This window comes from Ensifer sp. ZNC0028, from assembly GCF_000799055.1.
Taxonomy (GTDB): Bacteria; Pseudomonadota; Alphaproteobacteria; order Rhizobiales; family Rhizobiaceae; genus Ensifer.
The window spans coordinates 24,305-44,670 of record NZ_JTLA01000092.1; the positions used below are offsets into that span (position 1 = coordinate 24,305).

Here is a 20,366-nt window from a genome sequence, read left to right on the forward strand (position 1 = left end):
GAAACCAATGGCTGATCTTCGCAACAATTTCGTCGGCATCAAATCCCCGAACCCGTTCTGGCTGGCATCCGCGCCGCCGACGGACAAGGCCTATAACGTCGAGCGCGCCTTCAAGGCGGGCTGGGGCGGCGTCGTCTGGAAGACGCTCGGCGAGGAGGGCCCGCCGGTCGTCAACGTCAACGGACCGCGCTACGGCGCGATCTGGGGCGCCGACCGCCGGCTGCTGGGCTTGAACAACATCGAGCTCATCACCGACCGCGACCTTTATGTGAACCTGCGCGAAATGAAGCAGGTGAAGATGAACTGGCCGGATCGCGCCCTGATCGCTTCGATCATGGTGCCCTGCGAGGAAGAGGCGTGGAAGGCGATCCTGCCGCTGGTCGAGGAAACCGGTGCCGACGGCATCGAACTCAACTTCGGCTGTCCGCACGGCATGTCCGAGCGCGGCATGGGTGCTGCGGTCGGCCAGGTGCCGGAATATATCGAAATGGTCGTGCGCTGGTGCAAGCAGTACACGCGCATGCCCGTCATCACCAAGCTGACGCCCAACATCACCGACATCCGCAAGCCCGCCCGTGCCGCCAAGGCCGGCGGCACCGACGCCGTGTCGCTGATCAACACGATCAACTCGATCGTCTCGGTCGATCTCGACAACTTCGCGCCGAACCCGACGGTTGGCGGCAAGGGTACCCACGGCGGCTATTGCGGCCCGGCGGTGAAGCCGATCGCGCTCAACATGGTCGCCGAGATCGCCCGCGATCCGGAAACCTATGGCCTGCCGATCTCCGGCATCGGCGGCATCACCACCTGGCGCGATGCAGCCGAGTTCCTGGCGCTCGGTGCCGGCAACGTTCAGGTCTGCACGGCAGCCATGACCTACGGCTTCAAGATCGTCCAGGAAATGATCTCGGGCCTTTCCGACTGGATGGACGCCAAGGGTCACCGCGACCTCGACGACATCACCGGGCGCGCGGTCCCGAACGTCACCGACTGGCAGTACCTGAACCTCAACTACATCGCCAAGGCGAAGATCGACCAGGATGCCTGCATCAAGTGCGGTCGCTGCCACATCGCCTGCGAGGATACCTCGCACCAGGCGATCACGCAGTTCGTCAACGGCGTACGCCACTTCGAGGTGATGGAAGACGAATGCGTCGGCTGCAATCTCTGCGTCAACGTCTGTCCCGTCGAAAACTGCATCACCATGGAAGAGCTGCCGGTCGGCACGATCGATCAGCGTACCGGCAAGCCGGTTGATCCGAACTACGCCAACTGGACCACGCACCCGAACAACCCGATGGCCCGCCAGGCCGCGGAATAACGGTACCCGAGCGGGTTTGCCCGCACCGCATCGAACGAAGCCGCCGGGCCTCCAGCCGGCGGCTTCGTCGTTCAACTCAGACCTCGACGACCACCTTGCCGAACGGACCGCGGTCGAGATGCGCCAGCGCGTCCGGCAATTCGGAGAACCGGTAGCGCGCGTCGATCACCGGCTTGATCCCTGTCCGATCGATGGCGCCGACAAGATCTTCCAATGCCCGGCGATGGGCGACGCCGATGCCCTGGATCACGGGCGATTTCAGAAGAACCGGGGTCACCGGCGCAGAGATCTCGGCGCCCTCGAATACCCCGATGACCGAAATCCGCCCTTGCACGGCCACAGCTTGCAGCGACTTGCCGAGATTGGCGCCACCGGCGATCTCCAGGATATGGTCCGCGCCGCGATCGCCGGTGATCTCAAGAACGCGCTCCGCCCAATCCTCGCTCACGCGGTTGATGCCATGGTCGGCGCCCAGAGCAAGCGCGCGCTCGAGCTTTTCCTGGCTCGCCGACGTGACGATAACCTCGGCGCCATGTGCCTTTGCGATCTGCAGGCCGAACAGCGATACGCCGCCGGTGCCCTGCACGACGACGCGGTCGCCGGCCTTCGGATGCCCCTTCTCGACCAGTGCGAACCAGGCCGTCACCCCGGCACAGGGCAAGGTGCTCGCCTCAGCGTCGTCAAGGCTTTCAGGCGCCTTCACGAACCAGCCCTCCGGAAAGGCGACATATTGCGAAGCGACACCCGGATTGAGACCGCCGAGCGCGAAGGAGGTGGGGTGACGGGCCGTGCCCGGCTTCTGGCCGTCGATCCAGGTGGGATCGAAGACGGAGATGACCCGATCGCCCGGCTGGAAGCGGGTGACGCCCCGGCCGACCGCTTCGACCACGCCGGCCATGTCGGAGCCCGGCACGAAAGGGAAGGAAAGCGGCATGCCCATGCCGTTTTCCAGGACCAGCTTGTCGCGGAAATTGAGCGACAGGGCGGTCGTGCGAACGAGCACCTCGCCCGGACCGGCCTCCGGAACGCGCCGTTCGGTAAGTTTCAGGTTGGCGGCGCCGAACCTGTCGATGGTCCATTCCTTCATCAGTCTTGCCATGGTCTTTCCTTTCATCGGTTCGATCAGATGAAGAAACCATAGCGTTGAAATTATCTCTCCAGTTGCGATATGATTTCGACATATTGGTTCCCTGAAGGATACAAATATGAGCGACCTCAATGGTGTCTCGGTGTTCGTGGAAGCGGCTGACGCCGGCGGGTTTTCCGCCGCTGCCGAAAGGCTCAACCTGTCGCGCTCCGCGGTTGGTAAGACCGTTGCCAAGCTCGAACAGCGGTTGGGCGTCCGCCTCTTCCACCGCACCACGCGCACCCAGAGCCTCACCGACGAGGGCCAGCTTTTCTACGAAAACTGCCTGCGGGCGCTCGGTGAAATCCGGGCCGGCGAAGCGTTGCTGGAATCCGGCAAGCAGGAGATCCAGGGCCGCCTGCGCCTGTCGATGCCGGTGCATTTCGGACGCCAATGCGTCATGCCGCTGCTGTCGGAACTGCTGCGGACACACCCGCGCCTGGAGTTCGACCTCAATTTCAGCGACCGCAACGTCGATCTCGTCGAGGACGGCTTCGACCTCGCCATCCGCACCGGTCCGCTGCGCAGTGAACCGGACCTGATGACGCGAAAGATCGTCGACCAGCGCATGACCGTCTGCGCCTCGCCGGCCTATCTCGAAGCAAACGGCACCCCGGAAACGATCGACGACCTGATGTCCCATCAGGCGATCCTGTATCGGCGCAGCGGTCAGCCGCACGCCTGGTCCTTTCCGGGAAAGGGGACGCAGGTGCGAACCGTCACGCCGCCATCGCGGCTGCGGCTCGACGACCTGACGTCGATCGCCGATGCGGCAGCCGGCGGCTTCGGCATAGCCTGGCTGCCCTGCTGGCTCGTTCGCAACGCCATCGCCTCTGGCTCGTTGGTGCGGATACTCACGGACACGCCGGCGCTGTCCTACGGCACCTATGTCGTCTGGCCGAAGACCCAGTACATGCCGTCAAAGCTGCGGCTGCTCATCGATACGCTGGCCGCACGCCTGCCGCCGATGATGGAATGAGGCGGCATTGCGTTGGATGGGCGCCAAGACGATCGAAGCAGGTGGCCAACAGAGCTGAATAGCCTTCCCAGCCGATAACGAACAGGACACGAAAACGAAACAGATTGTGTAAAAATGGTAAGTTGTCGGCTCGCACGATCTGGATAATAAGGGAGAACTCATACGGGGTGCGCCGCCGGCTCGATCAGGGCCGTAGCGCTGTCTCCGACGGTTTTGACACTGCAGCCGGACGACGCTCCGGCAGAGCCGGACTTGTTGCTTGACGATCATTTCGGCCAACCGACGCAAGCGAATTCACCTCGTCTCCGGGGCCATCCTCGGTACGTTCGTCCTGGCGCATTTCTTCAATCATTCGCTCGGCCTGATCTCCATCGAGGCGATGGAAACCGCCCGCAGGGGCTTCAATCTCATCTGGCACAGCCTGCCCGGCACGGTGCTGCTCTATGGCGCCCTGCTTTTGCACTTCGTCATGGCGCTCGAAAGCATCTATCGCCGGCAGACGCTCAGGATGCCGGCGCGCGAGGCGCTGAAGATCGTCTTCGGTCTCAGCCTGCCCTTCCTGCTGATCGGCCATGTCACCGCCGCGCGCGTCGAGCCGCTCCTCACCGGGATCGACGCCGACTATCCGGACATGCTCCGCACGCTCTGGTCGAATTCGTTCAACGCCATCAGGCAGTCCGTCGCCCTGCTGCTCGTCTGGGGCCACGGCTGCCTCGGGGCCTGGTTCTGGATGCGCGGCCGGGCCTGGTTCCCGCGCTACGAAATCCTGCTCTACACGGTCGCGATCCTGGTGCCGATCTTCGCATTGCTCGGCTTCGTCAGCGGCGCCCGCTCGATGGAGGACGGTTACGCCGAACATGGCGGCTACGGCGACCGTTCCTATTCGAAGCCTCAGTTCGACCTGACGCTCCTCGAGGATATTCGGCTCGGCCTCTATTTCGGCTTTGGCGGCCTGATCGCCGGCACCTTCCTGCTGCGGGCCATGCCGAAGGGTGGGCGCATTCGCGTCCGCTACCCCGACGGCCGGGTCGCCACCGTCAATCTCGGCTTCAGCGTGCTCGAAGCAAGCCGCGCGGCCGGCATTGCACATGTCTCGGTCTGCGGCGGCCGTGGCCGATGCTCGACCTGCCGCGTGCGCATCATCCAGGGCCTCGAAGACCAGCCGCCGCCCGAGGATGCCGAGCTTGCGACCCTCACGCGGATCGGCGCACCCGACAATGTCCGCCTCGCCTGCCAGTTCCGCCCGGTGCACAATGTGACGGTCGTGCCGATCCTCGACAGCGACAGCCTCGGCATCAAGAAGCAGATCGGACGCGAAGGCGGCGAAGGCCGCGAGCGGCGCATCGCCGTGCTCTTCTGCGACCTGCGCGGCTTCACCAGCATTGCCGAACACAAGCTGCCTTTCGACACCGTGTTCCTGCTCAACCGCTACTTCGAGATGGTGGGCGAAGCGGTCGAGGATTCCGGTGGCGTCATCGACAAGTTCATTGGCGACGGCGCTTTGGCTATCTTCGGCCTGAAGAGCACCTATACCGAGGCCTGCCGTCAGTCGCTTGCCGCCGCCGTGCGCATATCCAAGGGCCTCGAGACGCTGAACCAGACCTTCCGCGGCGAGCTCGACGAACCGCTGCGCATCGCCATGGGCCTGCACGCAGGCCCGGCGATCATCGGCGAGATCGGCTACGGCCAGGCGACATCGCTGACGGCGGTCGGCGATACCATCAACACCGCGAGCCGGCTGGAGGGCCTCGCCAAGGAACATGACGTGCAACTGGCCGTCTCGGCCGAGCTCGTCAACCGTGCGGGCCTGGTGATCGAAGGGCACGAGCGACTGGACATCGGCCTGCGCGGCCGGCAGGCGACGCTCGAAACCTGGATCGTCGAGGACGCCGCACGCATCTCCGAGGCCTTGCAGCCAGCCCCGTCAAACGCGTAAGGCAACGCTTGAAAGCGTGAAACAGTTTCACGCCCGACGTTGCATACGTTCAAGCCGTTGGATCTTTTCACGGTTTCAATCAGGCGCTGAAATGATCTAGTAGTAGAGATCCTTCCCGCCCTCGCCGCCGATCCAATCCGGAAGCCCGCATGAAACAGGACGTCTCCCCGAAAACCGCGCACCAGGTTCATGCGAAAGGCGCCGAGAAGCTGAAGGCGCACCTGGCGATGATGACCTTCGCCGTCCTGATCGCCGGCTCCTTTTCCTTCGGCGGCCTTGCCACCCAACATATGGGCGCCGGGCCGCTGACGCTCTGGCGCTATCTGTTGACCGTCGTGGTCCTTGGCCTGCTCACCTTCGGCTATGCCCGCGTTCCCCTTCATTTCCCCAGGCAAGCATGGCGCTTTGTGATCCTCGGCGGGCTGATCGCTGTCTACATGCTGACGATGTTCAAGGCGCTGGAGTTCACCAGCCCGGTTTCGACAGGCGCGGTCTTCACGCTGATGCCGCTCTTGAGCGCCGGATTCGCGTTCGTGTTGCTCGGTCAGCATACCCGCCCGGGCGTGCTCGCCGGGCTCATCATCGCCGCCCTTGGCGCCGTCTGGGTGATCTTTCGCGCCGATGTCGGCGCGATCCTTGCCTTCGACGTCGGCCAGGGCGAACTGATCTTCTTCGTTGGCGTCGTCTGCCACGCGGTCTATGTGCCGCTGATCCGCAAGTTCGGCCGAGAGGAAAGTCCCTTCGCCTTCGGCTTCTGGGTAGCGGTCTTCACCGTGCCCTGGCTGCTGGTGCCCGGCGGCGTCGGCCTCGTCACCGCCGATTTTGCCGCACTTCCGGCAATCGTCTGGATGGCCGTGCTCTATCTTGCCGTGGTTACGACCGCGATCACCTTCCTGCTCCTGCAATACGCCTCGATGCGGCTGCCGGCATCGAAGGTGCTCGGCTACGGCTACCTGACGCCGAGCTTCATCATCCTGCTCGAAGGTCTGCTCGGTCACGGCTGGACCAGCCTGCCGGTGCTTGCCGGCGCGCTCACCACCGCCTGCGGCTTGCTCTTGATGGCGCTGCTGCCCGATTGAAAATCAGAAAGAGCGGCTCAGGCCGCCGGCTGCTCGCTCACCTGCAGCCCGTCGACGAACAGCCGCTCGAGAAAGCGTGCCGCATCCTCGAAACGTCCATCCCCGGCATTGCCCTGGCCGAGCACGGCGCGCACCTGCACGTCGAAGTCGGCGTAATGCTGGGTGGTGGACCAGATCGCGAAGATCAGGTGATAGGGATCGCATTTGGCGATCTTGCCCGCCTTGGCCCAGGCGCGGATCACCTCGGCCTTCTCGTCGACCAGCGACTTCAAGGGCCCTTTGAGTTCGTCCTCGATATGCGGCGCCCCCTGCAGCACTTCGTTGGCGAAGAGCCGGCTTTCGCGCGGATAGTCGCGCGCCATTTCGAGCTTGCGTCGGATATAGCTGCGGATCTCGGCGACCGGGTTCCCCTCGGCGTTGAACTCCCGCAAGGGGTCAAGCCAGGTGTCGAGCACGCGGTCGATCAGCGCCCGGTGCATCGCCTCCTTGGTGCGGAAATAATAGAGCAGATTGGGCTTCGACATGCCCGCCACTTCGGCGATCTGGTCGACGGTCGAGCCGCGAAAACCGTTGGCGGAAAAGACTTCGAGCGCCGCCTCGAGAATGCGCTCTTCCTTCTCCCCCTGTATCCGGGTCCGCCTCTGGGTCCTGGCCGCTCTCGGTAATACCATCTGTCCCCCTGGCGATGCCCGCGCCTCGTCGCGCAGGAACCGGCTGCCCAATTTCTGGCCTCGCCATCTTCTTGGGCAACAACTTCGTTTTTTTGTTTTTCCGGCTTGAGTGCCGCAACGGAAGTTGTAATGTTTACCAACCGGTCAAATTATCAGCCAGTTCACCGCCAAAGGCAACGGCTGATCGAAGGGCACCAGAAAAAACCAAGCCTGGATTTGACCACGGGAACATAAGGGCGCGCCGATCAAGGCAAAGCCCTGAAAAGATGAGGAGACCGCCGTGGCTGCACCTGGCGAGAACATGCGCGTCAATGCCGACCGCCTGTGGGATTCACTTATGGAAATGGCAAAGATCGGCCCTGGTGTCGCGGGTGGCAACAACCGGCAGACACTGACCGACGAGGACGCCGAAGGGCGCCGGCTGTTCCAGTCCTGGTGCGAAAAGGCCGGCCTTACCATGGGCGTAGACACCATGGGCAATATGTTCTTCACCCGCCCCGGCACCGACCCGGATGCCCTGCCCGTCTATATCGGCTCACACCTCGATACCCAGCCGACCGGCGGCAAGTATGACGGCGTGCTCGGCGTGCTCTCCGGCCTTGAGGTCGTTCGCTCGATGAACGATCTCGGAATCAAGACCAAGCACCCCGTCGTCGTCACCAACTGGACCAACGAGGAAGGCGCGCGCTTTGCGCCGGCCATGCTTGCGTCCGGTGTCTTTGCCGGCGTGCTTACCCAGGACTTCGCCTATGGCCGCAAGGACCCGGAAGGAAAGACCTTCGGCGACGAGTTGAAGCGCATCGGCTGGCTCGGCGACGAAGAAGTTGGCGCCCGCAAGATGCACGCCTATTTCGAATATCACATCGAGCAGGGCCCGATCCTCGAAGCCGAGGGCAAGGACATCGGCGTCGTCACCCACTGTCAGGGCCTGTGGTGGCTGGAGTTCACGCTGACCGGCCGCGAAGCCCATACGGGTTCGACCCCGATGAACATGCGCGTCAACGCCGGCCTTGCCATGGCCCGCATCCTGGAAATGGTCCAGGGCGTCGCGATGGAAAACCAGCCGGGCGCCGTCGGCGGCGTCGGCCAGGTGTTTTTCTCGCCCAACTCCCGCAACGTCTTGCCGGGCAAAGTGGTCTTCACCGTCGACATCCGCTCGCCCGACAAGGCCAAGCTCGACCGCATGCGCGCCAAGATCGAGGCCGAAGCGCCAAAAATCACCGACGTGCTCGGCGTCGGCTGTTCCATCGAGGCGATCGGCCACTTCGAGCCGGTCACCTTCGACCCGAAGCTGGTCAGTGCCGTGCGCAACGCCGCCGAGCACCTCGGCTACAGCCACATGAACCTCATCTCAGGCGCCGGGCATGACGCCTGCTGGGCCGCGAAGGTCGCGCCGACGACGATGATCATGTGCCCCTGCGTCGGAGGCCTCAGCCACAACGAGGCAGAGGACATCTCCAGGGAGTGGGCCAGCGCCGGGGCCGACGTCCTCTTCCACGCCGTCGTCGAAACGGCCGAAATCGTCGAATGAGTTTGCGGGCGGGACGAAAGTTCCGCCCTTTTTCGTGGCGGCTGCCTGGCTGCCGGAAGCGCAATCGCGAGGAACAATCATGAGCACTGTCATCAAGGGTGGAACCATCGTCACGGCCGACCTGACCTACAAGGCGGACGTCAAGATCGAGGGCGGAAAGATCGTCGAGATCGGCCCGAACCTGTCGGGCGACGAAACGCTCGATGCGAGCGGCTGCTACATCATGCCCGGCGGCATCGACCCGCATACGCATCTCGAAATGCCCTTCATGGGCACCTATTCCTCCGACGATTTCGAAAGCGGCACGCGTGCGGCCCTTGCCGGCGGCACGACCATGGTGGTCGATTTCGCGCTGCCCTCGCCCAACCAGTCGCTGCTCGAAGCGCTCACCATGTGGGACAACAAGTCCACCCGCGCCAACTGCGACTACTCCTTCCACATGGCGATCACCTGGTGGAGCGAGCAGGTCTTCAACGAGATGGAGACCATCGTCAAGGACAAGGGCATCAACACCTTCAAGCACTTCATGGCCTATAAGGGCGCGCTGATGGTGGATGACGACGAGATGTTCTCGTCCTTCCAGCGCTGCGCCGCCCTTGGCGCGCTGCCCTTGGTGCACGCCGAAAACGGCGACGTCGTCGCCCAGCTGCAGGCAAAGCTGCTCGCCGAGGGCAACAACGGCCCTGAAGCGCACGCCTATTCGCGTCCTGCCGAAGTCGAAGGCGAAGCGACCAACCGCGCGATCATGATCGCCGACATGGCGGGATGCCCCGTCTACATCGTCCACACGTCCTGCGAACAGGCGCACGAAGCGATCCGCCGCGCCCGCTCCAAGGGCATGCGCGTCTTCGGCGAACCGTTGATCCAACACCTGACGCTCGACGAGACCGAATATTTCAACAAGGATTGGGACCATGCGGCCCGCCGCGTGATGTCACCGCCCTTCCGCAACAAGCTGCATCAGGATTCGCTCTGGGCCGGCCTTGCTTCGGGCTCGCTGCAGGTGGTGGCGACGGACCATTGCGCCTTTACCTCCGAGCAGAAGCGCTTCGGCGTCGGTGATTTCACCAAGATCCCGAACGGCACCGGCGGCCTCGAAGACCGCATGCCGATGCTGTGGACCCACGGCGTCAACACCGGCCGCATCACCATGAACGAGTTCGTGGCCGTGACCTCGACCAACATCGCCAAGATCCTCAACATCTATCCGAAGAAAGGCGCGATCCTCGTCGGCGCCGATGCCGACCTCGTCGTCTGGGATCCGAAGCGCACCAAGACGATCTCCGCCAAAAGCCAGCAGTCGGCGATCGACTATAACGTCTTCGAGGGCAAGGAAGTCAAAGGCCTGCCACGCTTCACCCTCACCCGCGGCGTCGTCGCGATCGAGGAAAGCACGATCAAGACCCGCGAGGGCCACGGCGAGTTCGTCCGACGCGACCCCTTCCCGGCCGTCAGCTCCGCCCTTTCGACCTGGAAGGAAGTCACTGCCCCCCGCGCTGTCCAGCGCACCGGCATTCCGGCCACGGGCGTCTGAGGCCTCATGTTTCGCGGCTTGCACGTCTTCGCGCCGCTCTGTCCCACCGGACATGTCCCGCCACCTTGGCGGGGCGCTTCGGCCTGGGAGCCGTCAGCCGGGCACGAGGTGATCGAGCTCGGGCAGCAGCACGAGGCTTTCGCGCTGGTTCGGGTCCGTGCGCGCGATGACGGCCGAACAGGGCGCGTTCGAGCGGTTCTCCGCCAGGTGCGGCACGCCGGCGGGGATGTAGACCATCTCGCCGGCCCGAGCGACGACGTGCTCCTCAAGCCTCTCGCCAAACCAGGTCCAGGCCTCTCCGGAAAGCACGTAGATCGCCGTCTCGTGGCTCTCGTGCAGATGCGCCTTGGCGCGCGCGCCGGGCGGGATCGTCACGATGTGCATGCAGAGCCCTGTCGCCCCGACGGTCTCCGCCGCAATGCCCTCGAAATAGTTGAGCCCCTGCTGGCCGGCCACGGCGCCTTCAGGACGAACCACGCGACAGCCCGGATTGGATGATCGAGACATGAGCGTTCTCCAGAATTCCCTGAAAAACCAGCAACAAACGGCTTCGCACCCAAATCCGCGATTGCATGTTGCCGGTCCGGATAGCAGTCTGACACAGACCAGCCAGAATGAGTATTCGCCGATGACGTCCAATACCGCATCCGTGGTTTCGGCCCGGGACCTCTGCCTGACTTTCGACACCGCCGATGGCCCCGTCCATGCGCTGACCGGCGTCAACCTGGATGTCGCCAAGGGTGACTTCGTTTCCTTCATCGGTCCTTCCGGTTGCGGCAAGACGACCTTCCTGCGCGTGATCGCCGATCTTGAAAAAGCGACGTCCGGCAAGATCAGCGTCAACGGCATGACGCCCGAGGAAGCGCGCAAGGAGCGCGCCTATGGCTATGTCTTCCAGGCCGCCGCGCTCTATCCCTGGCGCACGATCGAAAACAACATCGCCCTGCCGCTCGAGATCATGGGCTATTCGAAGGAAGAGAAGAAGGCGCGCATCGAGCGCACGCTCGACCTCGTCAACCTCACGGGCTTCGGCAAGAAATATCCCTGGCAGCTCTCCGGCGGCATGCAGCAGCGCGCCTCGATCGCCCGCGCACTCGCCTTCGACGCCGATCTGCTTCTGATGGACGAGCCCTTCGGTGCACTCGACGAGATCGTGCGCGACCACCTCAACGAACAGCTCTTGAAGCTCTGGGCCCGCACCAACAAGACGATCTGTTTCGTCACCCATTCGATCCCCGAGGCCGTCTACCTCTCAACCAAGATCGTGGTGATGAGCCCCCGTCCCGGCCGCGTCACCGACGTGATCGAATCGCCGCTGCCGCGCGAACGGCCGCTCGGCATTCGCGAAACGCCCGAGTTCCTCGAAATCGCCCATCGCGTCCGCGAAGGCCTGCGCGCGGGACACAGCTATGACGAATAGCATCGGCATCCGCCGGGCCGAACAGACCGACATGGCCGCCTGCGCCGGCATTCTCAACCGCTGGATCGACGCGACGGCCTGGATGCCGCGGGTGCACGAGCATGCCGATGTCGAACGCTATTACGCCGAAACCGTCTTTGCCGAACGCACCGTGTTCCTGGCGGAGGAGGATGGCAAGATCGCCGGCTTCCTCTCCCTCTCCGACGACCACCACGTCACTGCGCTCTACATCGACGAGAGGCACCGTGGCGCCGGCATTGGCGCCCGGCTGATCGACACCGCCAAGGCGATGTCACCGGACGAGTTGAGCCTTTGGACCTTCGAAAACAACCGTGACGCCCAGCGCTTCTACGAGCACCAGGGCTTTAAGGCGGTACGGCGGACCGACGGCGACAACGAAGAGCAACTGCCGGATATCCTCTATCGCTGGCGCGGCAGGGAGGTGCGGGCATGAACCTTGCCTTCGGCCTCTGGATGCTGCTCGCAACGACGATCTTCCTTGGCGGCGCCACGGCCTCGCGCGCCTATGTCTCCAACAATAACCTCGGCATGCTCTTCCTGGCACTCGGGCTCTACGTGGTCGGCAACATCATCATGGTGAAGCTCATGCGCGAGGGCGGCCTCGGCCTTGCCATCTCGCTGTCGGCGATCGTGCAGCTCGTGATGGTCAATGTCATCGCCTTCACGGTGTTCGGCGAACGACTGAGCCTCACCCAGGCCGCCGGCGTGCTTCTCGGCATCGTCGCCATGGGCCTGATGTTGTTGCCCGCAAGCGGAAAGGCGTGACGATGCAGGAACCAAGTTTCATCAGGGACAAGTTGGTGCCGGTCGGCACCGTCGTCCTGCTGCTGATCGCCATCTGGTATGTCGCGGTCGTCTTCCTCAACGCGCCGTTCGAGCGTGATACGGCAGCCCGCGCCGGCACCGAGATCAGCTTTTCCGACATCGTGCGCAACACCATGGTGCAAGAACGTCCGGTCCTGCCGGCGCCGCACCAGGTGATCGCCGAAATCTGGGACACCACCTTCAACAAGGCGATCACCTCCAAGCGCAGCCTCGTCTACCACGCCTGGATCACGCTCTCGGCGACCCTGCTCGGCTTCGGCATCGGTGCAGCACTCGGCATCCTCCTGGCAGTCGGCATCGTGCATAACCGCGCCATGGACCGCTCGCTGATGCCCTGGGTCATCGCCAGCCAGACGATCCCGATCCTCGCAATCGCGCCGATGATTATCGTCGTCCTCAACGCCATCGGCATTTCCGGGCTGTTGCCGAAGGCGCTGATCTCGACCTATCTCTCCTTCTTCCCTGTCGTCGTCGGCATGGTGAAGGGCCTGCGCAGCCCGGAGACGATCCAGCTCGACCTGATGCACACCTACAATGCCTCCTCGGCCCAGACCTTCTGGAAGCTGCGCTGGCCGTCGTCGATGCCCTATCTCTTCACTTCGCTGAAGGTCGCCGTCGCCATTTCGCTGGTCGGCGCCATCGTCGGCGAATTGCCGACCGGTGCTGTCGCCGGCCTCGGCGCGCGGCTGCTTGCCGGCTCCTACTATGGCCAGACGGTCCAGATCTGGGCGGCGCTGTTCATGGCGGCGGCTCTTGCAGCCGTTCTCGTCATGATCGTCGGCTTCGCCCACACCGCCGTCCTCAAGCGCATGGGAGCCAAGCCATGAACCTCCCCGTCCTTGCTGCTGCGATCATCTTCTGGCTCGCCGCCTGGGCCTTCAACGAATGGCTGGTACGCCAGAAATTTGAAAGCGATATCGCCAACAGCGCCGCCCGCTTTGCCGTGCCCCTGCTTTTCGGCATCACCATCCTCGTCCTCTGGGAAGGCATCGTGCGCGGCTTCCAGGTTCCGTCCGTGCTTTTGCCGGCGCCCTCGATGATCTGGCAGAGGCTGATCAACTCGCTGCCGACGCTTGGCGCCGATTTCCGCCAGACCTTCCTGAAGGCGGTGCTGATCGGATATGCGCTCGGCTGCGGTCTCGGCTTTGCCGTCGCGATCCTGATCGACCGGTCGCCCTTCCTGCAGAAGGGCCTCCTGCCGCTTGGCAATTTCGTCTCGGCCCTTCCCGTCATCGGCGTCGCCCCGATCATGGTCATGTGGTTCGGCTTCGACTGGCAGTCGAAGGTTGCCGTCGTCGTTATCATGACCTTCTTCCCAATGCTGGTGAACACGGTTGCCGGCCTCGCCGCCGCCAGCCACATGGAACGCGACCTGATGCGCACCTATGCCGCCTCCTGGTGGCAGACGCTGGTCAAATTGCGCCTGCCGGCCGCCTGGCCGTTCATCTTCACCGCGCTCAAGATCAATTCGACGCTGGCGCTGATCGGCGCCATCGTCGCCGAGTTCTTCGGGACCCCCATCGTCGGCATGGGGTTCCGGATTTCCACGGAAGTGGGACGCATGAATGTCGACATGGTCTGGGCCGAGATTGCCGTTGCGGCGGTCGCCGGTTCCGCCTTCTACGGGGTGGTCGCACTCATCGAGCGCGCCGTCACCTTCTGGCATCCCTCCATCCGCGGAGGGCGCGCCTGAGCCTGCTTGAAGAACTTAAATAAAACGAAGTAAAAACAAGAGGGAACTGACATGAACAAAAGACTTGCATCGCTTCTCGCCGCAGGCGTCTTTTCGCTCGCAGCGTTCCAGGCTGAAGCCGCCGAAAAGGTGACGCTGCAGCTGAAGTGGGTGACCCAGGCGCAGTTTGCCGGCTACTACGTCGCAAAGGACAAGGGCTTCTACGAAGAAGAAGGCCTCGACGTCGACATCAAGCCCGGCGGTCCGGACATCGCACCGGCCCAGGTGATCGCTGGCGGCGGCGCCGACGTCATCGTCGACTGGATGCCGTCGGCCCTTGCGACCCGCGAAAAGGGCGTGGCCCTCGTCAACATCGCCCAGCCGTTCAAGAAATCGGGCATGATGCTGACCTGCCTGAAGGAAACCGGCGTCACCAGCCCCGACAAGTTCAAGGGCCAGACGCTGGGTGTCTGGTTCTTCGGCAACGAATATCCGTTCCTCTCCTGGATGTCACACCTGAAGATCCCGACCGACGGCGGGCCGAACGGCGTCACCGTGCTGAAGCAGGGCTTCAACGTCGACCCGTTGATCCAGAAGCAGGCCGCCTGCATCTCGACCATGACCTACAACGAGTACTGGCAGGTCATCGACGCCGGCATCAAGCCGGACGACCTGGTGACCTTCAAGTATGAAGACCAGGGCGTGGCGACGCTTGAAGACGGCCTTTACGTGCTTGAGGACAAGCTCAAGGATCCGGCTTTCAAGGACAAGATGGTCAAGTTCGTCCGTGCCTCGATGAAGGGGTGGAAGTACGCAGAGCAGAACCCAGACGAGGCCGCCGATATCGTTCTTGAGAACGACTCCACCGGCGCCCAGACGGAGAAGCACCAGAAGCGCATGATGAGCGAAGTGGCGAAGCTCACCGCCGGCTCCAACGGTTCGCTCGACGAGGCAGACTACAAGCGCACCGTGCAGTCGCTGCTTTCGGGCGGTTCCGATCCCGTGATTTCCAAGGAGCCTGAGGGCGCCTGGACCCACGAGATCACCGACGCCGCGCTGAAATAGGACCTGTTTCCACAAAGCAAAAGAGGGTCGCACGGCTCAGTATCGTGCGGCCCTCTTCCGTTTTCTTAGCGGTCGTTCGCATCCGCCAAGCTGCTGCCGGGTACCGGGCGTGGGGGTGGTAACGCGGCAAGCAACGGCGCTACCTTTGCTTGCCACTGTCAAGATCGTGTCAAGATCGCAACCATAACCGCAGAACGAACTGAATATTGAGGCACCATCGCTTCGAGCACTCTTGTAAGCGTGCAAGGCCGAGATTACATAGGCGACGATGTTTGTTGGAGGCAGGCATGATGGAGGACGTCCTTTTTCCAGTGCCATGCCTGCGGTAACCGGTCCCAGTTCCGCCCGCGTCTACGGTCTGATACCGTGCACGCGGAGCGCGAAGTGAGGAGAAGCGCAGTCTTCTGTCCCCGTGCAATCGACGGGGCGCGATGTCGGCGCGATAAAATCGCCTGATTGCCCGTGGATCCTGCCTTAAGCGGTGATCCGCTCGATGTTGTTTCCATTGCCGGGACTGTAAAGCCGATGGCTCAAAAAGTATTGCCTGTTCTCAGCGTGTGCGCTGCGATGACACTTGGTTCGCTTTCCTTCGCCCGGGCGGAGGAAGCAGCGCAACCGAAACCAGCGCCGAGCCTTCCCTCCATCGTCGTGACGGCGGCGGTCGACAAGCCGATCAGCGACCGGGTGGTTGCAACTGGCACCATACAGGCGGTCGAGCAGGTCTATGTCGCGCCGATGGTCGACGGCCTCTCCATTCGTTCGCTCAATGTCGACGTCGGCGACAAGGTCGAGGCCGGCAGCGTGCTGGTGGTTCTCAACGACGACGCGCTTCGCCTGCAAAAAAGTGAGCTCGAGGCGGCGCTCGCCAAGGCCGAGGCCGGACTGGCGCAATTGAACGCCCAGCTCACCGAAACCAGGGCCAACAACGACGAAGCCAAGCGGGTCAGCGATCGCGCCGCCGGGCTCTCCAAGAACGGAACGGTTTCGACCGCCGAAGCGGATCGGGTCCGGGCGCTCTACATCGCGATGCAGGCCAGGGTTCGTTCCGCCGAGCAGGCGGTCGCTGTCGCAACCGCCGACATCAAGGTGGCTGAGGCGCAGATCGAAGACATCGACCTTCGCTTGACGCGCTCGGAAGTGAAAGCCCCGGTCGCCGGCGTGATTTCTGCCAAGAACGCCAAGATCGGCGCCATTGCCAATGGCAGCGGCGAGCCGCTGTTTGCGATGATCCGCGACGGGGCGATCGAAATGAAGGCAGACGTTGCCGAGGCCGATATCATCAAGCTCGCGGTCGGTCAGCCTGCGACCGTGACCCTTGCGGGCGGCAACACCAAAGTCGAAGGATCGATCCGACTGATCGCTCCGACGGTCGATCCGGTGAGCCGGCTCGGCACCGTCTTCATCAGCCTCAACGACACCACGAAGGCACGCGCGGGCATGTATGCAAGCGCGCTGATTACCGCCGAGCAGAAGCGGGCGGTGGTCCTGCCGCAGACAGCCGTTACCAACGAGGATGGCCGCACCATCGTTCGCAAGGTCGAAAACGGCGTCATCCGTATTCTGCCGGTCAAGACAGGGATCTCGGACGGCAAGTTCGTCGAGGTGCTCGAAGGCCTGACGGCGGGAGAGGAAGTCGTGGCAAGAGCCGGCGCCTATGTCCGCGACGGCGACCACATCAACCCCGTCAAGTCTGCTGAACCAGCGACAAACTGACAGGAACCGTGACCATGAATTTCTCAGCCTGGTCCATACGCAATCCGATCGCACCGATCCTTGCCTTTTTCGTGCTGATGGTTCTCGGCTATCAGTCGTTCAATAGCCTGCCTATCACCCGCTTCCCCAACATCGACGTGCCGATCGTCTCGATCAGCGTGGCCCAGAGCGGTGCCTCGCCTGCCGAGCTTGAAACGCAGGTCACCAAGGAAATCGAGGACGCGGTCGCCAGCGTCACCGGTGTCGACCATATCCAGTCGACGATCAACGACGGCACATCGACCACCGCCGTGATCTTCCGCATGGAAGTGCCGACAACCCAGGCTGTGCAGGACGTGAAGGATGCGATCGACCGTATCCGCAGCGACCTGCCGACCTCGATCGAAGAGCCGATCGTCTCCAAGGTCGATGTCGAAGGCCAGGCGATCCAGACCTTCTCCGTCTCGGCGCCCGGCATGTCGCTCGAAGAGCTCTCCTGGTTCGTCGACGACGTCATCAAGCGTGAAATCCAGGGCAAGAGCGGCATCGGCCGCGTCGATCGCTACGGCGGAGCCGATCGGGAAGTGCGTGTCGAACTCAACGAAGACAAGCTGAATTCGCTCGGCATCACCGCCGCCGACGTCAATGGCCAGCTGCGCCGCATGAACATGGACCTCGGCTCCGGCCGCGGCCAGGTGGGCGGCAGCGAACAGGCGATCCGCACGCTCGGCGACGCCCGCAATGTCGACCAACTCGCCAACACGATGATCTCGGTCCCGAGCGGCCGTTTCGTGCGGCTGTCCGATCTGGGCACGGTCACAGACACCTATGAGGAGCCACGCTCCTTCTCGCGCTTCAACGGCACCCCCGGCGTGACCTTCGCAGTTTTCCGCGCCAAGGGCGCCTCGGAAGTCAGCGTCGCCGAGACGGTCGCCAAATCGCTCGAGAAGATCCGCGCGGCGAACCCGGACGTCACCATCGAGATGGTCGACGATTCCGTCTACTTCACCTACGGCAACTACGAAGCGGCGCTGCACACGCTGATGGAAGGCGCGCTGCTCGCCGTCATCGTCGTCATGCTGTTCCTGCGCAACTGGCGCGCCACGCTGATCTGCGCCGTCGCCCTGCCGTTGTCGGCCGTTCCAACCTTCTGGGTCATGGAACTGCTCGGCTTCTCGCTCAATCTCGTCAGCTTCCTCGCACTGACGCTCGCAACCGGCATCCTTGTCGACGACGCCATCGTCGAGATCGAGAATATCGAGCGGCATATCCATATGGGCAAGTCGCCCTACAGGGCAGCGATCGAAGCGGCGGATGAAATCGGCCTCGCGGTGATCGCAACCACGTTCACGATCATCGCGGTTTTCATCCCGGTGTCGTTCATGCCGGGGATTGTTGGCCAGTACTTCATCCAGTTTGGCCTAACCGTCGCCGTCTCGGTCTTCTTCTCGCTGCTCGTTGCACGCCTGATTACGCCGGTCATGGCCGCCTATATGATGCGTCCGTCCAAACTTGACGGGCATCATGCCGAAGACGGCACCCTGATGCGCGGCTACACGCGTCTGGTTCATGCGACGACGAAACGCTGGTACATGCGCTACCTGACGGTGCTCATCGCGATCGGGGTCACCGTGGCCTCCGTGGCCGCCTTGTTCATGTTTGTACCCGGCGGGTTCCTGCCTCCGGACGACACGTCGCGAGTCAGCCTGTCGGTCGAACTGGCGCCTGACGCTATGCTGGAAGACACCGACCGGACGACCGCGCAGATCTACGAAAGGGTCAAGGACCTGGACGGCGTGGAAAGCGTGTTCGTGCTTGGCGGCGCCTCGCCCAAGGGTGACCTGGAACTGCGCCGAGCCACCGTGACGGTGCTGCTCGAAAAGCGCGACCACTCGCTCCTCAACAAGGTGGTCAACGACGTCTTCGGCAAACTGCCGGTCGTTGGCCCATATTTGCCGAAGTTGCCGCCATCGGGCCGCATCATTCCGCAGTCGCAGATCGAGAAGGAAATCTTTGCCCGCGTTCGCGATTTGCCGGATGTCCGGGTAATCAAGCTCAACGACCGCGGCGAGCGGGAACTGTCGTTCAATCTGCTGTCCAACAACGAAGCCGATCTCGACAAGGCGGTCGGCATTCTGGAAGGAAAGCTGCGCAGCGATCCGTTGCTGGCCAATGTCAGCCCGGACGGCGCCCTTCCGCGTCCCGAGTTGCAGATCCGTCCGCGCGACGAGCAGATGTCGCGCCTCGGCATCACCACGGCACAGATCTCCGAAGTGATCCGCGTCGCCACCATCGGCGATATCGACGCTGCATTGACGAAGATCGCCCTTGACGGCCGGCTGATCCCGATCCGCGTGCAGATCAACCGCGACTTCCGCACGGATATCGCCGCGATCCGCAATCTGAAGATCCAGACCGCTTCTGGCTTGACGGTACCGTTGTCGAGTGTCGCCGACATTAACTATTCCGAAGGCCCGAGCTCGATCAAACGCTACGACCGCAACCGCGTCGTGGCGCTCGGCGCTGACCTGCCGATCGGCGTGGCGCTCAACACCGCCTCCGCCCGCTTTCTGCAGATTGCCGACGAAGCCAAGATGCCGTCCACGGTTCAGCTGCTGAAGAGCGGTGACGCGGAGGTCGAGGAGGAGATGCAGCAAAGCTTCGTCAATGCGATGCTACTCGGCCTGATGCTGGTTCTGGTGGTGCTGATCCTCCTGTTCAAGGACGTGATCCAGCCGTTCACCATCCTGTTCTCGCTGCCGCTTGCCATGGGTGGTGTGGCAGCCGGACTGATCCTGACCCAGAACTCGCTGTCGATGCCGGTGCTGATCGGCATCCTGATGCTGATGGGCATCGTCACCAAGAACGCCATCCTGCTCGTCGACTTCGGTATCGAGATGATGCATCACGGCATGGACCGGACGCAGGCGATGATCGAAGCGGGCCGCAAGCGCGCCCGCCCGATCATCATGACATCGATCGCCATGTCGGCGGGCATGCTGCCCTCCGCGCTTGGCGTCGGCGAAGGCGGCTCGTTCCGCGCTCCGATGGCGATCGCAGTGATCGGCGGCATCATCGTCTCGACGGTCCTCAGCCTCGTCGTGGTACCATCGTTCTTCCTGATCATGGACGACCTGTCGCGCCTGCTCGCCTGGGCTTTCGGACGCTTCGTCGGCAAGAAGGATGAGGAAAACCTGCCGCTCGACCGCGAAGCCCTCACGGGCCTCGTGCACGAACAAGGCAAGACGATCGAGGGCCTGGAAGACCGGCTGAAGACCCTGGAAACGGACCAGGCCAAGGCACGGTCCGGCGGCAAGGTCATCAATCATCCGGCGCTCGCAGCCGAGTAAATCGTCAGCGGCGTGGCCCTCCACCCTGGGCTGCCACAATTCCAAAGCAAGCCCGCGCCCTGCAAGCGCGGGCTTTTTGTTGTTTCTATTTGATCGAGGTCAAACCACGATCCGCAAAGCCCACTACCCTGACACCGGATTTTA

At 63.1% G+C, this 20,366-nt stretch carries 17 protein-coding genes; 14 read left to right on the forward strand and 3 right to left on the reverse strand.

Annotation, left to right across the window (positions count from 1 at the left end):
• The first annotated feature begins 7 nt into the window (after window positions 1–7).
• On the forward strand, window positions 8–1,321 hold the full coding sequence (gene preA / locus L981_RS21345; protein ID WP_043620738.1) for an NAD-dependent dihydropyrimidine dehydrogenase subunit PreA: 1,314 nt from the start codon (window positions 8–10) through the stop codon (window positions 1,319–1,321).
• Window positions 1,322–1,397: 76 nt separating this feature from the next.
• On the opposite strand, the gene L981_RS21350 is transcribed toward preA, so the two are convergent.
• Window positions 1,398–2,420, reverse strand: a complete 1,023-nt coding sequence (locus L981_RS21350) for an NAD(P)-dependent alcohol dehydrogenase (RefSeq protein WP_043620741.1) — start codon at window positions 2,418–2,420, stop codon at window positions 1,398–1,400.
• A gap of 106 nt (window positions 2,421–2,526) precedes the next feature.
• On the opposite strand from L981_RS21350, the gene L981_RS21355 reads away from it, so the two are divergent.
• From L981_RS21355 to L981_RS21365, 3 genes are all read left to right on the forward strand, one after another.
• The gene (locus L981_RS21355) at window positions 2,527–3,426 is read left to right on the forward strand and encodes a LysR family transcriptional regulator (RefSeq protein WP_043620744.1); all 900 of its coding nucleotides are present in this window, start codon (window positions 2,527–2,529) and stop codon (window positions 3,424–3,426) included.
• A 259-nt stretch (window positions 3,427–3,685) separates the two neighbouring features.
• Window positions 3,686–5,362, forward strand: a complete 1,677-nt coding sequence (locus L981_RS21360; RefSeq protein WP_043620745.1) for an adenylate/guanylate cyclase domain-containing protein — start codon at window positions 3,686–3,688, stop codon at window positions 5,360–5,362.
• 149 nt (window positions 5,363–5,511) lie between these two features.
• Complete coding sequence (locus L981_RS21365; RefSeq protein ID WP_052201928.1) at window positions 5,512–6,441, forward strand: DMT family transporter; 930 nt, start codon at window positions 5,512–5,514, stop codon at window positions 6,439–6,441.
• 17 nt (window positions 6,442–6,458) lie between these two features.
• On the opposite strand, the gene L981_RS21370 is transcribed toward L981_RS21365, so the two are convergent.
• Window positions 6,459–7,112 (reverse strand): TetR family transcriptional regulator C-terminal domain-containing protein, encoded by a 654-nt coding sequence (locus L981_RS21370; protein WP_034794116.1) that lies wholly within the window; start codon window positions 7,110–7,112, stop codon window positions 6,459–6,461.
• Between the two features lie 280 nt (window positions 7,113–7,392).
• Here L981_RS21370 and L981_RS21375 point away from each other — a divergent pair, with 280 nt between their 5' ends.
• Complete coding sequence (locus tag L981_RS21375) at window positions 7,393–8,643, forward strand: Zn-dependent hydrolase (RefSeq protein ID WP_156134183.1); 1,251 nt, start codon at window positions 7,393–7,395, stop codon at window positions 8,641–8,643.
• Between the two features lie 79 nt (window positions 8,644–8,722).
• Entirely contained in the window at window positions 8,723–10,177 is a 1,455-nt protein-coding gene (gene hydA, locus L981_RS21380) for a dihydropyrimidinase (RefSeq protein ID WP_043620751.1), read from the forward strand.
• A gap of 93 nt (window positions 10,178–10,270) precedes the next feature.
• Here the strand turns inward: hydA and L981_RS21385 are convergent, their stop codons facing one another.
• Entirely contained in the window at window positions 10,271–10,684 is a 414-nt protein-coding gene (locus tag L981_RS21385) for a cupin domain-containing protein (protein WP_043620754.1), read from the reverse strand.
• Between the two features lie 121 nt (window positions 10,685–10,805).
• Between L981_RS21385 and L981_RS21390 the strand changes: the two genes are divergently transcribed.
• The 8 genes from L981_RS21390 to L981_RS21425 all read left to right on the forward strand — a co-directional run bounded on the left by L981_RS21390 (window position 10,806) and on the right by L981_RS21425 (window position 20,222).
• Window positions 10,806–11,597 carry an ABC transporter ATP-binding protein gene (locus tag L981_RS21390; protein WP_043620799.1) on the forward strand — a complete coding sequence of 264 codons (792 nt, stop codon included), beginning with the start codon at window positions 10,806–10,808 and terminating at the stop codon, window positions 11,595–11,597.
• Window positions 11,587–12,051 carry a GNAT family N-acetyltransferase gene (locus L981_RS21395; protein WP_043620757.1) on the forward strand — a complete coding sequence of 155 codons (465 nt, stop codon included), beginning with the start codon at window positions 11,587–11,589 and terminating at the stop codon, window positions 12,049–12,051. The genes L981_RS21390 and L981_RS21395 overlap by 11 nt, the downstream gene beginning before the upstream one ends.
• Entirely contained in the window at window positions 12,048–12,383 is a 336-nt protein-coding gene (locus L981_RS21400; RefSeq protein WP_043620760.1) for a hypothetical protein, read from the forward strand. The genes L981_RS21395 and L981_RS21400 overlap by 4 nt, the downstream gene beginning before the upstream one ends.
• A gap of 2 nt (window positions 12,384–12,385) precedes the next feature.
• Window positions 12,386–13,270, forward strand: a complete 885-nt coding sequence (locus L981_RS21405) for an ABC transporter permease (protein WP_043620762.1) — start codon at window positions 12,386–12,388, stop codon at window positions 13,268–13,270.
• Window positions 13,267–14,136: an ABC transporter permease gene (locus L981_RS21410; RefSeq protein WP_043620764.1), complete on the forward strand. Its 870-nt coding sequence runs from the start codon at window positions 13,267–13,269 to the stop codon at window positions 14,134–14,136. The genes L981_RS21405 and L981_RS21410 overlap by 4 nt, the downstream gene beginning before the upstream one ends.
• Before the next feature lie 51 nt (window positions 14,137–14,187).
• Entirely contained in the window at window positions 14,188–15,180 is a 993-nt protein-coding gene (locus tag L981_RS21415; protein WP_043620767.1) for an ABC transporter substrate-binding protein, read from the forward strand.
• A 525-nt stretch (window positions 15,181–15,705) separates the two neighbouring features.
• Window positions 15,706–16,893 carry an efflux RND transporter periplasmic adaptor subunit gene (locus L981_RS21420; protein ID WP_043620769.1) on the forward strand — a complete coding sequence of 396 codons (1,188 nt, stop codon included), beginning with the start codon at window positions 15,706–15,708 and terminating at the stop codon, window positions 16,891–16,893.
• A gap of 14 nt (window positions 16,894–16,907) precedes the next feature.
• Window positions 16,908–20,222 (forward strand): efflux RND transporter permease subunit, encoded by a 3,315-nt coding sequence (locus L981_RS21425; protein ID WP_043620772.1) that lies wholly within the window; start codon window positions 16,908–16,910, stop codon window positions 20,220–20,222.
• The last annotated feature ends 144 nt before the right edge of the window (window positions 20,223–20,366 follow it).

What these genes read in the sequence shown, in the direction of transcription:
- L981_RS21390 (WP_043620799.1), top strand. Translation starts at nt 10,806, where the DNA reads ATGACGTCCAATACCGCATCCGTGGTTTCGGCCCGGGACCTCTGCCTG.
- hydA (WP_043620751.1), top strand. Translation starts at nt 8,723, where the DNA reads ATGAGCACTGTCATCAAGGGTGGAACCATCGTCACGGCCGACCTGACC.
- L981_RS21405 (WP_043620762.1), top strand. Translation starts at nt 12,386, where the DNA reads ATGCAGGAACCAAGTTTCATCAGGGACAAGTTGGTGCCGGTCGGCACC.
- L981_RS21365 (WP_052201928.1), top strand. Translation starts at nt 5,512, where the DNA reads ATGAAACAGGACGTCTCCCCGAAAACCGCGCACCAGGTTCATGCGAAA.
- L981_RS21370 (WP_034794116.1), bottom strand. Translation starts at nt 7,112, where the DNA reads ATGGTATTACCGAGAGCGGCCAGGACCCAGAGGCGGACCCGGATACAG.
- L981_RS21350 (WP_043620741.1), bottom strand. Translation starts at nt 2,420, where the DNA reads ATGGCAAGACTGATGAAGGAATGGACCATCGACAGGTTCGGCGCCGCC.
- L981_RS21425 (WP_043620772.1), top strand. Translation starts at nt 16,908, where the DNA reads ATGAATTTCTCAGCCTGGTCCATACGCAATCCGATCGCACCGATCCTT.
- preA (WP_043620738.1), top strand. Translation starts at nt 8, where the DNA reads ATGGCTGATCTTCGCAACAATTTCGTCGGCATCAAATCCCCGAACCCG.
- L981_RS21400 (WP_043620760.1), top strand. Translation starts at nt 12,048, where the DNA reads ATGAACCTTGCCTTCGGCCTCTGGATGCTGCTCGCAACGACGATCTTC.
- L981_RS21395 (WP_043620757.1), top strand. Translation starts at nt 11,587, where the DNA reads ATGACGAATAGCATCGGCATCCGCCGGGCCGAACAGACCGACATGGCC.
- L981_RS21420 (WP_043620769.1), top strand. Translation starts at nt 15,706, where the DNA reads ATGGCTCAAAAAGTATTGCCTGTTCTCAGCGTGTGCGCTGCGATGACA.
- L981_RS21385 (WP_043620754.1), bottom strand. Translation starts at nt 10,684, where the DNA reads ATGTCTCGATCATCCAATCCGGGCTGTCGCGTGGTTCGTCCTGAAGGC.
- L981_RS21355 (WP_043620744.1), top strand. Translation starts at nt 2,527, where the DNA reads ATGAGCGACCTCAATGGTGTCTCGGTGTTCGTGGAAGCGGCTGACGCC.
- L981_RS21410 (WP_043620764.1), top strand. Translation starts at nt 13,267, where the DNA reads ATGAACCTCCCCGTCCTTGCTGCTGCGATCATCTTCTGGCTCGCCGCC.
- L981_RS21415 (WP_043620767.1), top strand. Translation starts at nt 14,188, where the DNA reads ATGAACAAAAGACTTGCATCGCTTCTCGCCGCAGGCGTCTTTTCGCTC.